13 protein-coding genes are annotated in these 15,791 nt (G+C 66.8%); 8 read left to right on the forward strand and 5 right to left on the reverse strand.

Annotated elements, in window-relative coordinates:
• Positions 1-56: 56 nt before the first annotated feature.
• Complete coding sequence (locus tag F0U60_RS34025) at positions 57-1,673, forward strand: metallophosphoesterase (RefSeq protein ID WP_395806221.1); 1,617 nt, start codon at positions 57-59, stop codon at positions 1,671-1,673.
• A gap of 21 nt (positions 1,674-1,694) precedes the next feature.
• Here F0U60_RS34025 and F0U60_RS34030 read toward each other — a convergent pair whose 3' ends face one another.
• Both F0U60_RS34030 and F0U60_RS34035 read right to left on the reverse strand, forming a co-directional pair.
• On the reverse strand, positions 1,695-3,443 hold the full coding sequence (locus F0U60_RS34030) for a CotH kinase family protein (RefSeq protein ID WP_395806222.1): 1,749 nt from the start codon (positions 3,441-3,443) through the stop codon (positions 1,695-1,697).
• Positions 3,444-3,595: 152 nt separating this feature from the next.
• Positions 3,596-4,783 (reverse strand): glycosyltransferase family 4 protein, encoded by a 1,188-nt coding sequence (locus tag F0U60_RS34035; RefSeq protein WP_395806223.1) that lies wholly within the window; start codon positions 4,781-4,783, stop codon positions 3,596-3,598.
• Positions 4,784-5,079: 296 nt separating this feature from the next.
• Between F0U60_RS34035 and F0U60_RS34040 the strand changes: the two genes are divergently transcribed.
• From F0U60_RS34040 to F0U60_RS34055, 4 genes are read left to right on the forward strand one after another with little or no spacing between them, the layout of a single operon-like run.
• Entirely contained in the window at positions 5,080-6,285 is a 1,206-nt protein-coding gene (locus F0U60_RS34040) for a glycosyltransferase (protein WP_395806224.1), read from the forward strand.
• Between the two features lie 26 nt (positions 6,286-6,311).
• Positions 6,312-8,381, forward strand: a complete 2,070-nt coding sequence (locus F0U60_RS34045) for a heparinase II/III family protein (RefSeq protein WP_395806225.1) — start codon at positions 6,312-6,314, stop codon at positions 8,379-8,381.
• Positions 8,382-8,393: 12 nt separating this feature from the next.
• Entirely contained in the window at positions 8,394-9,689 is a 1,296-nt protein-coding gene (locus F0U60_RS34050) for a glycosyltransferase (protein WP_395806226.1), read from the forward strand.
• Complete coding sequence (locus tag F0U60_RS34055; RefSeq protein ID WP_395806227.1) at positions 9,686-11,047, forward strand: phosphomannomutase/phosphoglucomutase; 1,362 nt, start codon at positions 9,686-9,688, stop codon at positions 11,045-11,047. The genes F0U60_RS34050 and F0U60_RS34055 overlap by 4 nt, the downstream gene beginning before the upstream one ends.
• Positions 11,048-11,198: 151 nt before the next feature.
• Here the strand turns inward: F0U60_RS34055 and F0U60_RS34060 are convergent, their stop codons facing one another.
• Entirely contained in the window at positions 11,199-12,611 is a 1,413-nt protein-coding gene (locus F0U60_RS34060) for a chondroitinase-B domain-containing protein (protein ID WP_395806228.1), read from the reverse strand.
• 174 nt (positions 12,612-12,785) lie between these two features.
• Here F0U60_RS34060 and F0U60_RS34065 point away from each other — a divergent pair, with 174 nt between their 5' ends.
• Together F0U60_RS34065 and F0U60_RS34070 are read left to right on the forward strand one after the other, a co-directional pair.
• Positions 12,786-13,067: a DUF417 family protein gene (locus F0U60_RS34065; RefSeq protein WP_395806229.1), complete on the forward strand. Its 282-nt coding sequence runs from the start codon at positions 12,786-12,788 to the stop codon at positions 13,065-13,067.
• 92 nt (positions 13,068-13,159) lie between these two features.
• Complete coding sequence (locus F0U60_RS34070; RefSeq protein WP_395806230.1) at positions 13,160-13,387, forward strand: hypothetical protein; 228 nt, start codon at positions 13,160-13,162, stop codon at positions 13,385-13,387.
• Positions 13,388-13,429: 42 nt separating this feature from the next.
• Here the strand turns inward: F0U60_RS34070 and F0U60_RS34075 are convergent, their stop codons facing one another.
• Entirely contained in the window at positions 13,430-14,017 is a 588-nt protein-coding gene (locus F0U60_RS34075) for a TetR/AcrR family transcriptional regulator (protein ID WP_395806231.1), read from the reverse strand.
• Between the two features lie 303 nt (positions 14,018-14,320).
• Here F0U60_RS34075 and F0U60_RS34080 point away from each other — a divergent pair, with 303 nt between their 5' ends.
• Positions 14,321-14,809 (forward strand): RidA family protein, encoded by a 489-nt coding sequence (locus F0U60_RS34080; RefSeq protein ID WP_395806232.1) that lies wholly within the window; start codon positions 14,321-14,323, stop codon positions 14,807-14,809.
• A 72-nt stretch (positions 14,810-14,881) separates the two neighbouring features.
• On the opposite strand, the gene F0U60_RS34085 is transcribed toward F0U60_RS34080, so the two are convergent.
• Positions 14,882-15,790 (reverse strand): alpha/beta fold hydrolase, encoded by a 909-nt coding sequence (locus F0U60_RS34085; RefSeq protein WP_395806233.1) that lies wholly within the window; start codon positions 15,788-15,790, stop codon positions 14,882-14,884.
• Position 15,791: the final 1 nt, after the last annotated feature.

A 15,791-nucleotide genomic window follows, 5' to 3' on the forward strand; every position in this document is an offset into this window, starting at 1 on the left:
GCACACGGGGTTCAGACGTTCTGCTCACTCATCAGAACGTGAACCCTGGAGCTTGCATGCCCCATAAAAACCTTTCCCTGCTGGCGGCCCTGGCTTCCCTGCTGGCATTCGCAGGCGTGAGTGAGGCCGCGCGGCTGACCCGGACTCCCTACCTGCAATCCGTGACGCCCACGAGCGCGCTGGTCGCCTTCCGGACGGACGTGGACTGTGCCCCCCGCGTCCGCTTTGGCCTGGGCACCGACACCTCCCGGATCGCCACGGCGCCCGCCACGGGACGCCTCCATGTGGTGAAGCTGGAAGGACTGCAGGCCGGCGCGGAGCACAGCTATGCCGTCGAGGCCTGCGGCGCGACGACGCAGCCCGTGCGCTTCACCACCGCCACCCCTCCCGGTTCGGGACGCGTGCGCTTCGCAGCCGTGGGTGACTTCGGCACGGGCGCTACCTCCGAGATCTCCGTTGGCCGCACCATCCTCAGCCGCAAGCCCCATTTCTTCCTCGGGCTGGGGGACGGGGCCTACGACAACGGCACCGACTCTGAGCACCAGACGAAGCTGTTCCAGCCCCTGGCGCCCCTCCTCGCCGAGGTGCCCATCTACACCACGCCCGGCAACCACGAGTACCTGACCGACAAGGCCCAGCCGTACGTGGACAACTTCTATCTGCCCACCAACAACCCCGCCGGCACCGAGCGCTACTACTCGTTCGACTGGGGACCCGCGCACGTCATCTCCCTGGACAGCAGCTGTCTGCTCGCGCTGGGCGTCGCCAAGGGCCGCTGTGATCAGGCCGCTCAGCGGGCCTGGCTCATCTCGGATCTCGCTTCCACCCAGCAGCCCTGGAAGATTGTCTTCTTCCACCACCCGCCCTACTCCAGCGCGGCGGAGCACGGCTCCGAGGTGAAGCTCCGCGAGATGTACGCGCCCGTGTTCGAGCAGTATGGCGTGGACATGGTGCTCACCGGGCATGACCACACCTACGAGCGCACCCACCCCATGAAGGGCAACACCGCGACCGCCGGCGGCATCACCTACCTCGTCGTGGGCACGGGCTCCCACGCCAAGGCCTTTGTCCCGGCACAGCCGAGCTGGAGCGCCATGCGCAGCAACCGCTCGGCGGGCTACCTTGATGTCATCATCGAGGATGGAACCCTGACGGGGCAGATGGTGACCCAGACAGGTGCGGTGCTCGACACCTTCCAGATCACCAAGACGCTCCCTCCGCGCCCGGAGCAGCCAGTGCTCAGCGCCGAGCACAGCCGGGGTTCCAGCCCGCTCGAGGTGCTGCTGACCGCCCAGACCTCCCAGGAGGGGGCCACCCTCCAGTGGGACTTCGGGGACGGGCAGACCGCCGAGGGCGAGACTGTCTCCCACGTCTACGCCGAGCCCGGCTCCTATACCGTCACCCTCACCGCCACCGACGGCAACCAGGTGCTCACCCACAGCCTGACGGTCACCGCCGAGGCCACCGCCGGTGAGCCCACGTCTGGGACGGAGCCCGGGACGCAGACGCCTCCACCGTCCGGCGCCACGCCAGGTTCCCCCTCCGAGGCCGTGCCGGACCTGGGGTTGGAGCCCTCGCCCCAGGCGGGCTGCTCGGCCACGGGCGCGGGAGCATGGCTCGTGTTGGCGGCCCCGCTGGCCTGGGTGCTCAGCCGGCGCCGCCGCCACGAGTAGGGAGCCTCACGGAGCATCCGCTCAGCGGATTTCCCAGCGGGCCGGCTCCTGCGCGTTGCGCGCGTAGAAGCGGCCCGCTGGCAGCTCTCCGTAGTAGAGCAGGTCGATCACCCCGACGATGGACTTCCCGTTGAAGAGGCCGATCTCACCTCGGGCGGGGAAGCCCACCGGCCCTCCCGGGGTGACGGTGGCCGCGGGAGGCGGCGTGGTGATGCCCAGCTCGGCCGCGGTGAAGCGCACCGTCCCCCCAGGAGCCAGGGTGCGCTCCGGGACGTTGGGCGCCAGGGCCCGCCGCAGATCCTTGGTGAGGACCATGCCGTGGGTGGAGACGGGAGCCAGACCGTAGTTATGCAGCTCCACCCAGCCCTCGCGCGGATTGAACGCCGAGAGGGCCAGGCCGAGTGAGCGGGCGCGGTACGCGGCGATCTGCTGGCGGATGTGGGCGTGGCGCCGGGTGATGTAGTGCTTCATGTACGGCAACCCGGCCTGGAACTGGGCCAGCCCGTCCTGCCGGTATTTGTCCGGCCGGGTGATGTAGGGATCTTCCTTCAGGTGGGGCAGCAGCAGGGCGTGCATCTGCTCGAGCCGGGGGTGGAGCACCTCCGGGTTGAACACCTCGTCGAGCGCGCGCTCCATGAGCCGCAGGGTGCGCTCGCGCAGCTCCGGGTTGAAGGCGATGCGCGTGTTGAGGTTGGAGAAGGTGGGCAACAGGCCCGGCGTGAAGGTCTTGCGCAGCTCATACAGCCGGGTGATCCACGGATCGGCGAGGCTGAAGTTGAAGATGGGGTGATCGGCAATGGGCTCCATCTCCAGCCCGTACGTGGGCCACCACGTGGCCACCGAGTTGTTCACATCCCAAGGCACGTAGCTCCAGCGCCCCGTCACCCGGTCGTGGATGAAGTAGCTGCGCGAGTCCTGGATGACGTAGTTGCTGATCAGCGCATCCGTGACGAGGTAGCGCAGGTAGCGCTCCAGCTCCATGCGCTCTTCCAGCGTGCGCACCAGGCTGGGCTCCGGGGTGTGGCAGATGGCGTCCTCCAGCGCGTGAATGTCCTCCGGGCCCACGTCCTCGTTCGTCTTCTTGTCCCATTCCGTCTGGTAGTCCATGCGCCAGGGCTTCAGCTCGCAATCCCTGGCACCACACCGGTAGATGCTGGCGTCGTCGTCGTCGAAGTTGTGGTGGTCGAGGAAGTCCTTATCGACGCGCTCAAGGTCCAGGTACACCCCCTGGTACACGCCGTTGATGGTCAAGCGGACATAGCGCGCGCGCGGAGCCGGGACGCCGAGCGCCTCCAGCAGATCGTAGCCGAGCTTCTCCACCATCAAGGTGCTGTCCTGGTACTCGGCGATCAGGTTGTGCTTGCGCCGGCCGTCGAACTTCACGCCTTCGGGGAACTCGATGCGCCAGCTGCGCTTCGGGAAGGAGCGGGCGCTCGAGCCGCGCAGGCGCAGCCCCACTGGCTGGCTCTTGCCCTGGAAGGTGAAGGTGGCCGCCTGGGCCTCCAAGCCAGGGCGCCGGTCGAACTCCGCCAGGAGCTCCGGGGCAATGGTGATGTCATAAGAAGGCAGGTCCACCTGGAGCGGCGGCAGTTGGAACGGTCCGGATTGCACCGGCGGGCCGGGTGGCGGCTCTCCGTCCGGAATGGACTGCGGCGGATGGAGGGGAGGTGCTTCCTCGAAGGGCGGTGATTCCCCGGAGGAATCCGCCACGCCGGGTGGAGTGCCGCCCGGCCCTTCCCCGCCACCACATGCCGTAAGACAGATGAACACCAAACCCCATGTCCAGAGAATGTGAGTCTTCATGGTGTGGCCTGGGAGCAATACAAAGGCCACGCGCACACGCTCATAGGCTCACAGGTGCCCTGTACAGCGGGCGGAGCTTGGGCAGACGGCTTCCTCGCGTGAAGCATCCGGGCTCCACCTCAGGGAACAAGAGGACCGGCTTGAGGAGAATCACCCGGCTCGGGAGCCGCTACCTCGAGCTCCGGGACGGCGGTGAGGTGGCCCGGCGTGTGGGAGACTAACCCGGCCGCCTCCTCGCACCAGTCCACGTGCTGCCGCACGGAATGGGACAGCCTGAAGTGCTCGCGGGCATGCTGCCGCGCCGACGCACCGAGCCGGCGCCGCAACTCCGGTTCACGCACCAGGCGGTCCAGCGCCGCGGCGAGGCCGGCTTCGTCCCCCGGCTCCACCAGCAGACCGGTCTTGTCATGCTGGATGACCTCGGGGACACCGCCGACCCGCGAGGCCACCACGGCGCAGCCGCAGGCCATGGCTTCCGCGATGGTCAGGCCAAACGCCTCCAGCAGCGTGGGCTGGATGCAGATGTCCGACGCGCCGAGCAGCTCATGCACGTCGTTGCGCAGCCCCAGGAACTCCGTCTGGTGTTGGATGCCGAGCTCCACCGTAAGCTCGCGCAGGGATTGCAGCTCCGGGCCATCTCCGACGACACGCAGACGCACCCTCGGCGAGCGCAGCCGCCCGAGCGCCCGCAACAGGTGGTGCACGCCCTTGCTCTTCACGAGGTTGGCGATGGTGATGAGCTCCACCCGCCCGCCCGGCCGCGTGCGAGGAAGAAAGCGCTGGGTGTCCACACCATTGAAGATGGTGCGGGAGCGGTGGGCAGGGAGCCCCAGGCGCCGGCCCTCCTTGACACGGACGTGCTCGGAGACACCGGCCAGGCTATGCACCCGGAGGAGCGTCAAGGCATGGTTGAGCGCCCAATGGAAGCCGCGCAGGAGAAGGCCCTCGTCCTCTTCGATGAAGTCCGAGTGGGCGGTGAACAGCACCCGGGCCGGCCATGCCGCGTAGGCCGCCAGCGCGCTGCGGCCGCGCGGCCAGATGAAGTTGAGGTGGATGATGTCATACCCGGCCAGGCGCCGGGTCATGGCCCACAGCCCGGCCTGTTCGAAGTCCGCCAGGTTCTCCACCCGCGCGCCGCTCGCCTTCAGGTCCGCGGCGAAGGACTCCAGCATGGGCTGGCGCAGAAAGACATCGGTCTGGTGGCCGCGCCGCGCGGCCTCCCGGCAGAAAGCGATAATCCAATCCTCCAACGAGCCACGCTTCCGCGGAGCCAGGTTCATCAGCAGTGCGATACGTAGTCTCATCATCAGGCCCCCCGCCTCTTGAGATCGGGCCCCCCCGTTGTGATGAGTTGCGCACGGCTGGCCGCGAAGCGCACCTCTACCGCGGGGAGTGAGAACCGTCATCCAGTGACGAACGACATGCACTCACAGACAACCTCCAGCGCGGCGCCAGGCTGCCGGAGCGCCGTCATTGTCTTGCAAGTGGCGGCAGACCGACCCCGGCGTCAGGGTTCTCTCCCGCCGGGTGATGCGCACCCTGCGTTCCACTGATAACGGACCAGCAAGAGCCAGTGTCTGCCTCGAGCTTGAGGAGGATGGGGATGAGGCGTGTCGAAGAGGTGGAGTTCGCGAAGAAGGCCCTGCGGGGGCGGGACATCGTCGTCTTCTCGACCGATTGGGACGGGGACCCGCTGTCGAAGATGCACATCATGCGGCTCCTTGCCCGCGAGAACCGGATCCTCTGGGTCAACAGCATCGGCAACCGCGCGCCCCGGGCCAATGCGCACGACGCCCGGCGCATCTGGAAGAAGCTCTCGAGGTTCACCCAGGGCCTCCAGCAGCTCGAACCCAACTTCCATGTCCTCTCCCCGCTCGCGATTCCGCTGTACGGCTCGGGGCTGGCGCGCGCCACCAACCGCACCCTGCTCTCGCTCCAGGTCAAGCGGGCGATGGCCACGCTCGGGTTCCGGAGGGTCATCTCCTGGTCCTATCTGCCCGCCTCGGCTCCGGTCTCGGGGACGCTGGGCGAGGAGCTGGTGGTCTACCACTGCGTGGATGAGTTCTCGGCCTTCTCGGACACGAATGGCCGCCATATCGCCGAGCTGGAGAAGCAGCTGCTGCACAAGGCGCACCTGTGCATCACCTCCGCCGAGCTCCTGCGCGACAGCAAGGCGAAGGTGAACCCGAACACCGTGCTCGTGCAGCATGGCGTGGACTTCGAGCACTTCGTGAAGGCCTGCGCGCCAGACACGCTCGTCCCCCAGGACATCGCGAAGCTGCCCAGGCCGATCCTCGGCTTCTTCGGGCTGGTGGCGGACTGGGTGGACCTCGACGTCTTCGAAGCGTGTGCCAGGGCTTACCCCGAGGGGTCCGTCGTCATCATCGGCAAGATTGCTCCGGACGTGGACGTCTCACGGCTCCGGGCGATACCGAACATCCACTTCCTGGGCCGCAAGCCGTACGCCGAGCTGCCTGGCTACTGCAAGGCGTTCGACGTGGCGCTGATGCCTTTCAAGTGGAACGTGCTGACGCTCAACTCCAATCCGCTCAAGGTGCGTGAATACCTCGCCGCGGGCCTGCCGTGCGTGTCCACCCCGCTGCCGGAGGTGGAGAAGGTGGGCCTGTGCAAGCTGGCCAGGGAACCCGAGGAGTATGTCCGCCAGGTCGACGCGTGCTTGAAAGAGGGAGCCGGACCGAGCCGTGAGCGCGCCCAGCGGATCTTCCACGAGAGCTGGCACGCACGCGTCGAGGAGATCCGCCAGCACGTAGGAGAGACGATGCTGCGGTTGGGGCAGGCCCCCCACTGACGTGAGGGGCAGGCAAGGGGGGACTCATGTTCAACCACTACATGGAAGTCGCGAGGCGCTCGCCGGGGAGCGAGTTGACGCGCATCGCCGGACGGAGGGTCTTCCGGGCCATTCGAAACGTGCTGGGGCCGGAGGACAGCGGCGTCGAGCCGCGCATCCACCCCACCCTCGCGGCCTGGAGCGACGAGCAGGTGCACGCGGCTGTGTCCGCCGTGTCTTCCTGCTGGTGCAACATCCGTCAGCGCGAAGGCACGCTCGAGGCCCTGCGGGCCCTTCCCGGAGCCTGCCGCAGAGCGCTCGAGCGCGCCGAGGCCGCTGCGGGGCGCACCTTCAACGTGTTCGGGACGGAGGTGCGGTTCGGAGAGTCGGGCGCCATTGACTGGTCGTGGGATCCACTGAGTGGGGAGCGCTACCCTCTGCAGCCCATCTCCCGGCTCCAGGTCATTCGCGAGGGCATGGACCCGAAGTACCCATGGGCCCTGGGACGGCTGGACCAACTCCTCGCGCTCGGCCAGGGGTACTGGGTGGAAGAGGAGACGGCCCGGCGGGAGCGCTACGCCGCGCAATTCGTCGCCCAGGTGTCCGACTTCCTCGACTCGAACCCGGCCGGCCGCGGCATCCAGTGGGCCTGCACGATGGAGGTAGCCCTGCGAGCGGCCAACCTCGCCCAGGCCCTCTACATGTTCGCGGACGCCTCGGCGGTCCGCGAGCCGGCCTTCCTCAGGCGAGCCCTGGGAGCCCTCGAGCAGCATGCCCACTTCGTCGAGCACCATTTGGAGGACCACTGGCTCGTCCCCAACAACCACCTGATCTCCGACTACGTCGGGCTCCTCGTGGTCGGCGCACTCTACCCGGCCCTGCCCGGAGCCCGGAGCCAGGTAACACGTGCGCTGCACGGGCTCCAGCGGCAGATGGAGCTCCAGGTGCACCCGGACGGGGTGTCGTTCGAGGGCTCGGTACCCTACCACCGGCTGTCCCTCGAGCTGTTCACGCTGGCGTATGTGGTGGCACATGGCTGTGGCCTGGCGCTCGGCACACGTTTCGCGCACCGCCTGCGGCGGATGTTCGAGGTGAGCCGCGACTACTGCTCGGAGCGGGGGCTGGCGCCGCAGATAGGAGACAACGATTCGGGGCGCGTCTTCCCCCTGTGTGATCGGCCCAGCCTGGAGCACGGTTACCTGCCCCTCCTGGGTGCGGTGCTCTTCGGGGACGCCGAGCTCAAGGCACAGGGCGCCGAGCTTCCGGATGAAGCGGCCTGGCTCCTCGGCGAGCACGGCCACCAATGCTTCTCCCGCCTGCGAGGACGGGCAAAACCCCGAAGCTTCAGCTCCCCGGGGAGCGGGTTGCACGTGCTCCGTGGGGCGGGAGCCGTGCTCACGGTGAGCGCCGGGCCGGTCGGGCAGCGCGGGCTGGGCGGCCACAGTCACAACGACCGGCTGTCCTTCGAGCTCCATCTGGCGGGCCATCCGGTCATCGTGGATCCAGGGACCGCGACCTACACGCGCGATCCCGCCCTGCGAAACGCCTTCCGGTCGACGGCGGCGCACAACACGCTCGAAGTCGATGGGCACGAGCAATCACCCCTGCGGGCCACCCGGCTGTTCAGCCTGCCGGATCACGGCGGCTGCGAGGTCCGCTCGTTCGAGCCGGGTCCACGGACGGAGCGCCTGGTGGCGAGGCACCGCGGCTACGCGGCGCTCCCCGCCCCGGTCCAGGTGGAGAGGACATTCGTCCTTCACAAGGATGAGCGCGTGCTGTCCGTGATGGACGCGCTCGAGGGCAAGGGACGCCACGACCTGGTCCTCCGGCTGCACCTGCCGGACGAGCAGGTCCGACTCCGGCCCGTCACACCGGAGGAACGGCAACGCGCGGCCCACGTCGGAGTACCGCCGGACTCCATCGGTCCAGTGGCCGCCGAGCTCGGGCCAGAGGGGGCGCTCCGAGCTGTCGTCCTCTTCTCCCATCCACTCCGGCCCGACACCGCGCCGGCCCGGTACTCGCCCGGCTACGGCGAGGTACGCAACTGCCGGGTCGTCCTGGGAAGCGTCGAAACCGAAGTGCCGATCCGGCTCGGCATGTGGGTGCTGTTTCACTGAGGGAGCATTGCTGTGCGAATCTGTCTGATCACTCCACGCTTTCCGTACCCGCTCCTCAAGGGGGACTCCCTGCGTGTCTACCACCAGCTCGAGGGACTGAGCCGGCGGCACCAGATCACGCTCGTCAGCCTGAACGATTCGCCTTTGAATCCCGAGCAACTCGAGCCGCTCTCCAAGTTGTGCGAACAAGTCCACGTCGTCCCGCTGCCGCGCTGGAGAGCAGCGTTGAACCTCGCCACGGGCCTGTTCACGCCACGGCCGCTGCAGGTGGAGTACCACCGCTCTTCCCGCTTCGAGAGGACCTTGTCCACGGTGCTGGCCAGGGGGCGGTTCGATGCCCTCCACGTCTCTCTCATCCGCATGCTCCCCTATGTCTGGAATCTCGTGGGGAAGCAGGTGATCGTGGTGGATTTGATCGACTCGATGAGCCTGAACCTGCTGTCCCGGAGGAACGAGGCGCGAGGCCCGATGCGCCTCGCGTACGACCTGGAGTACCGGCGGGTGCGCGACTATGAGCGGGCCGTCGTCCAGCGGTTCCCTTCGTTGGTCATCTCCTCGCCCATCGATCAGCAGCTCCTCGGAGGCCCGCACATCCAGGTGAACCCCAATGGCGTGGACCTCGAGAAGTTCCAGTTCCGCGGCCTCGAGGGCCGGAACCCGGCGACGCTCATCTTCACGGGGAACATGGCCTATCCGCCCAATCAGGAGGCGGTGAGCTGGTTCGTGCGCCAGGTCTGGCCTTTGCTCCGGCCCAGGTGGCCACGGCTCCAGCTTGAGATCGTCGGGGCGGATCCCCCGGCGAGCATCCGCGCGCTCGCCGGGCCCGGTAGCAACATCCAGGTGCTGGGGCGGGTCCCGAAGATGGAGGAGCGCCTCGGGAAGGCCACGGTGGCGATCTGCCCCATGCAGTCCGGCTCCGGAATCCAGAACAAGGTCCTGGAAGCCATGGCCACCGGGACGCCGGTGGTCTCGACGGCGGTAGCCAACCAGGGTGTCCAGGGCTGCCAGGAACGGGAGCTCCTCATCGGCAATACACCGGAGGAGTTCGCCTTCGCCGTGGATCGGCTGCTGTTGGACGCTGGCCTGCGGCGATGGCTGGGCGCGAACGGCCGGGCGCTCGTCGAGCAGCGCTTCCGGTGGGAGGTGCACGTCGCGCGCCTCGAGGCGCTCTACGCGGGACAGAAGCCCGAAGCCACCCTTGAGCCCTCGGGATGGGGAACGAGCGGCGAAAGCACCACGGGCCGCCAGCTCATGGCTGGAAAGTCGGCCACGAAGGCCCTTCTTGGCCTCGGAAGTGAAACCAGATGAACCCACACATCTTCCGCGAGTACGACATCCGCGGCCTCGTCGACGAGGACCTCACCGTCGACGGAGTCGAGCTGCTGGGCAGGGGCCTCGGCACGGTGGTGAAGCGCAAGGGTGGCCGCACGGTGGTGCTGGGCCGTGACTGCCGCGAGTCCTCCACGCGCTTCCGCGAGGCGATGGTCAGGGGCCTCACCTCCACCGGCATCGACGTGATGGACCTCGGTGTCGTGCCCACCCCCCTCACCTACTTCGCGGCGAACACGCTCCCGGTGGAGGGGCTCGCGATGATCACCGGCAGCCACAACCCACCCGAGTACAACGGCTTCAAGATTGGGGCGGGCAAGGCGACCTTTCACGGCCCGGAGCTCCAGGAGCTCCGCCGGCTCATCGAGAAGAAGGACTTCGAGACCGGCAGGGGCAAGGTCAGTGGGTTCGACATCATCACGCCGTACGCGCACTTCATCCGGCAGACGGTGAAGGTGGGGCGCAAGCGCATGCGCATCGTGGTGGACGCGGGCAACGGCACCGGTGGCCACGTCGCGGTACCGCTCTTCGAGTCCATGGGCTTCGACGTGGTGCCGTTGTTCTGCGAGATGGACGCGCGCTTCCCCAACCACCACCCGGATCCGTCGGTGCCAGAGAACCTGGAGGCGCTCATCGCCGCGGTGAGGAGGGAGAAGGCCGAGGTCGGCATTGCCTACGATGGTGACGCGGACCGCATCGGCGTCATCAACGACCAGGGGAACATCCTCTGGGGCGACCAGTTGATGATCCTCTTCTCGCGGTACGTGCTGAAGGAGAGTCCGGGCGCGGCCATCATCGGCGAGGTGAAGTGCTCCTACACGCTGTACGACGACATCGCGAAGCACGGTGGCAGGCCCATCATGTGGAAGGCGGGTCACTCGCTCATCAAGGCGAAGATGAAGGAGGAGCACGCGGAGCTGGCCGGGGAGATGAGTGGCCACATCTTCTTCAAGAACCGCTACTACGGGTTCGATGACGCGGTGTACTCGTCCGCACGGCTCTTGGAGATCCTCACACACGAGACAGAGCGACTGTCCGGGTTGCTCTCGGACGTGCCGGAGACGCACGTGTCGCCGGAGCTGAGGGTGGACATCCCCGAAGAGAAGAAGTTCAAGGTGGTCAAGCGCGCCACCGAGCTCTTGAGGAAGCAGGGCCTGAAGCTCGTGGACGTGGACGGCGTGCGCGTGACCTTCCCGGACGGCTGGGGCCTCATCCGTGCCTCCAACACGCAGCCCATCCTCGTGCTCCGCTACGAGGCATCCACGAAGGAGCGCCTCGAGGAGATTCGCAGGCTCATCGAGAGCACGGTGGAGAGAGTGAAGACCGAGGCCGGGTGAGGAATTCGACTCCCGGTGCTGCCACCGCGAAGGAACCGCTCGCGCGCGTGCCGGGCGCGAGCGGTTGACGCTCAGCGCCCGGCCGTGCGGTGGCCCCTCGGCGGGAGCCTCCGGCGACGTTCCGCCCGAGTGGTTCGAGACTCCTGGGCGGCTATGCGTCCTGACCGGGCCGGCGCGGACGGCGGCGCAACACCACCGGCACGAGCAGGGAGAGGAAGATGGCGGCGAGGCCGGGGCTGGTACTGCAGCCGCCGTTGTCGCCCTGAGGCTCCTCATCCCCGGTGTTCGACCCACCGCCCGTGCCCGCATCGGAGCCTCCATCCGCTGGCGTTCCGCCGTCCGAGGGGGTGCCGGTACCGCAGTCGCCCAGCGAATGCTCCAGCGCGCCGAGCGTGTAGGCCCCCGACGACGGCCGTGGACGGGCGCAATGATCGTCCTTCACCGTGGGGCGCGCGGCGGCACCGCCAATGAGATGGGAGACGTTGCCCTGGATGCGCAGGTCTCCGGCCATCGGCGCCTCGTACCAGGCATCCCAGTTGGCCGAGGTCACGTTCATCAGGTTCGTGCCGGCGGTGAAGGCGGCGCCATCTCGGGTGCGGATGACGGATGACAGCACGTTGCCGTGCGCCTCTCCGGTGGAGGAAGCGTAGCGGAAGTCCACGCCGGTGGTCGCGATGAGCGTGTTGAACAGCACCTTCGTGTTGGCGGCCTTGTTCAGGTAGATGCCCACGTCCGAGCAGTTGATGATGACGTTGTTGCGCAGGATTCCATCCGAGTGCTCGGGGTTGCAGGGAACGCTCGCGTCGAAGGCCGGCGCGCAGTAGGCGTTGCCCGTGCCTCCACCCCCGAAGGACAGGCCGATGCGCGTGTTTCCGGCGGGGGCATCCTTGGTGCAGATGACGCGATTGCGCTCGAAGACGCCGCGCTTGCCACCGCTCTTCATGAACGCGCCGTAGGAGATGCCGTTGTTGGCCTTGGAGAAGTCGTGGATGTAGTTGTCGCGGACGACCCAGTCGTCACCGGTGTCGATGTTGAGCTTGGTGACAGGCGTCGTCGTGTTCCGGGTGCGCGTGTCGTAGACCTCATTGTTCTCGATGAGCCCCCGGTGAGGGATTTCGTAGACGCCGCTGGAGTTCTTCGTCGCATTCACCTTGAGCTGGGCGTTGAAATCGCGGACGCGACTGTTGCGCAGGACGAAGTTCTCCGCGTGGCCCGTGACGTGGAACGCGTGCTCGCAATTCGCATCCTGGGCGCAAACCCCCTCGATGGTCAGGCCATCGAAGACCCAGTACCGGCCTGACACCTTGAAGCCCTCGGTTGCGTTGAACCGGATGAGGGCCGCGTGTCGGTTCGCGGCCCTCACGATGATGGACTGGGATGCGGTGCCATCCGCCGCGCAGTTCAGGTTCGTGTTGATGGCGTACGTGCCGTCCGCAAGGACGATCTCGTCGCCGGCCTTGGCGGAGGCGAGTGCTGACTGCAACTCCGTGACGGTGGAGACGTTCTTTACCGCGGCAAGGCTGGTGCTGGACACCAGGAGCAGCACCAGTAACGAGATTCGCATGGTGGTTTTCCTCCAAGAAGAGATGGGGGGGCTCCAGTCTGCCTCGATTCCGTCGATTTCTCTCCGAAGTTCCTGGCGGCGGCCCTGTAATGTCCGCCCCGGTCGCGACCTATTCCCCCGAACCCGCGGGCGATGGCACTTATGTGCCCACCCGCGACCTGGGAGGAGTACACCATGAAGAAGGAATTCGAGCGGGTCTTGCGGCTGGCGGCGGGGCCGAGCGGTTCGGGATGGCGGTGTGTGGGGATGTCACTCGTCACCCTGTCCTTCCTGGTGACGACGCCCGAGTCGTGGGTGCCGAACCTCGGCGACGCGCACTTCGGCTTCCCCTACCTGAGTGCCCGGGGCCGCCTCGTCATCAAGGATGCCATCATGCTGGGGGCGGCACTCGTCACCATGACGCACTCCGCGCGTGTCGCGCTCGAGCAGCGAGCGCGGCCCGGCTCCCCCCTCTAATGTCCGAGGGGATGACGGAGCCTCACCGTGCAACGCGCCACGGGCTGGCGCATCTCCTCTCCGGACAGTCCCGTCTCTGACGGAGAGGACCCATGAGCAAACCCTCCGCGGAACCCCTCCCCTTTCTCGGCTGGGTCTCCGACCTCGCACGGGGGCACGCACAGGCCCTGACGCGCATCGCGCGCCACGAGGGACTCTCGGCCGAGGATGCACTCGATGCCATCCAGGAAGTGGCGCGCGAGCTCTCCCTCACGCCGAGCCACGTGGCCGTGCTGCTGCACCGGGCGAAGGCGGAGCTGCAGCGCTGCGTGATGTCGTGACGATTGTTACGCTCTGGTCAACGTCCAGGAATTGACGAATGTTCATTTGTCTCGAGCGAGACCATCGAGCAGGAAGTCAAGGCCTTTCCTGAAAGTGCCGTCCCAGTCGTCATCCAACAGCAGACGAGAGCGTTCGATTGTCGGATAGCGTTCGCTGAGACGTGTAAGGCGCTGCTGCGCGGCGACCCTGTCGTCGTCCGAGAGGTCGACGCTCCCCCGGGTGATGGTGGCGCCCATCACATAGTTCCAGAGCGACCATATCGCGACGTTCAGATCTGCGTCCGCCACACCGGCCTTGGACAAAGTCTTGCTCAGCAGTTCCAGGCGACTGAGGATGTTCGGGCCGAGCGCCCGGCGCGGCAACAGCGATGCCGACCATGGATGGCGCAGCATGCTGGCGCGCCAGTCTTCGAGCATATGAACGACAGCCCCACGCCAGTCTCGAGACTCAGCGATTTGCGGCGGTCCGGGATATTCGAGCACCGAGTCGAGCGCCAAATCAAAGACCTCCTCTTTGTTGTCGACGTGCCAATATAGGCTCATCGCGCTCGAGCCGAGGCGTTCGGCCAGCCGACGCATCGTCAATCCTTCGACGCCTTGGGCGTCCAGCAGTTCTACCGCAGTCGCCACGATACGTTCCAGAGAGAGAGGCGGTTCACTGCGCGGCTCCTGCGTGGGCTGGAGTGACTCACTTATCCGTTCAGACCGTTTGCCCCGAGCCCCGCTCCGTTTGGCTGCCATCTGTCTTCCTCGCTGGTCAGAAGGTCGATCTAGGCCGGCAATGCGCTGAATGTCGATCCTGATCGATTGACTCGTACGGTGTACGGTGCTATCAGTCGTACGCCGTACGAGTCAATCACCTGGGCGAGTTGAAGTTCAATCCTGTAGGCCGCGAGGTACGTCGCTCGCGGTCCTCAGAGCCAAGAGAAAATCATGTCACGCGCAATCAAGCGCGTGCTTATCGGAAGGCTAATCATCATGACCATGGGCGTTCCCACTGCGACGACAGCTCACGAGAACGAGCTCAAGCTGACCATCGTCAATCCCCAAAACCTCTACGACCCGACGCCGAATGGTTACAGCACAGCGGTGATCGTGCCCCGCGACGCCCGGATAGCCTACATCTCCGGACAAGGCGGCCAAGACAGCACGGGAGCCCTGTCGGCTGACTTCGCCGTCCAGGTCAAGCAGGCCTACGCAAATTTGCGCACCGCTCTCGATGCTCTCGGTGCCAGGCCGGATCAGGTCGCCAAGCTCACGGTCTTCGTGGTCGATCACGACATGTCCAAGCTCGAGGTGTTGACCAAGAACGTCAAGGAAATGTTCGGCAAGGCACTGCCGGCGCAGACTCTGATTCCCGTCCCCAAGCTTGCAATTGACCCTATGCTGTTCGAGGTCGAAGCGGTCGTCATTCTAAAATAGTGGCGCCGACGGCTCAGGCACGATTGCCACTAGAGTCAGGGTACCCGCGAACCAACGAGGTTCTCCTGGTCCCTACCGCAGCGCCCCACGGGGGGGAGTTCGTGACGCCTGGGAGGGTGCCAGACGATGACGCGGCGCCGGCTGGGCGTCGAGGAAGGAGCGCAATGCGACCGCGAAAGGCTCCGGCCGCTCGAAGAACGCGAAGTGCGCGCCCCCCTCCTCGGCGGTGAAGATGCGCAGCTGGGCTCCGGGGATTTGCTCGGCGCTCCACCTCTGCGATGCCGGATTGACGTGGCTGACCTCGCCGGCGAGCACCAGCGTCGGCACGTCGATGCGTGGCAGCACGTCGCGCCAGTCCTGCATGAGGTGGTCCAGCAGCAGCCGTGAGCCAAAGCCGCCATCGAGCTTGAGGTTCTCCTGGTAGAGCCACTCCAAGTCCTCGCCGGAGATCTGCTTGGTGAGCATGGAGACGAGGAAATTGCGCCGCACGCTCGCCGCGTCGGGACCGATGAAGCCCTTGCAGAAGACCTCGGCGCCGGGGAAGTCCAAGATGGCACCTGCCTTGGCCGCTTCAGTCTGATCAAGCCAGGGCAGGACCGTGCAGGCGCTGGGCTGGTCGACGATGATGAGCGAGCTCACCTTCGCGGAGCCGAACAGGTCGAGGTAGCTCCACAGCACCGACGCCCCCATGGAGTGGCCCAGGAAGTCCGCCCGCTCGATGTGGAGGTGCGTCAGGAGCTCGTCAAGGTCACGCGCGAGCCGGGCGATGCGGGCGCCGTGCGTGGGGTGGCCGGATTCCCCGTGGCCACGCTGGTCGTAGCTGACGACACGGTAGTGCCTGGCGAGCATGGGGATCACTCGATCGAACATCGCGCGCGACTGCGACCAGCCGTGCAGCAGCACCAAGGTGCGCTCGCTCGAGCTCGAGCCCGCGAGGTGGTAGTCCAGGTTGCATCCGTCGGCGGTGGTGAAGGTGCTCATC

Source organism: Archangium minus, from assembly GCF_044360475.1.
In the GTDB taxonomy this organism is placed as follows: domain Bacteria; phylum Myxococcota; class Myxococcia; order Myxococcales; family Myxococcaceae; genus Archangium; species Archangium minus.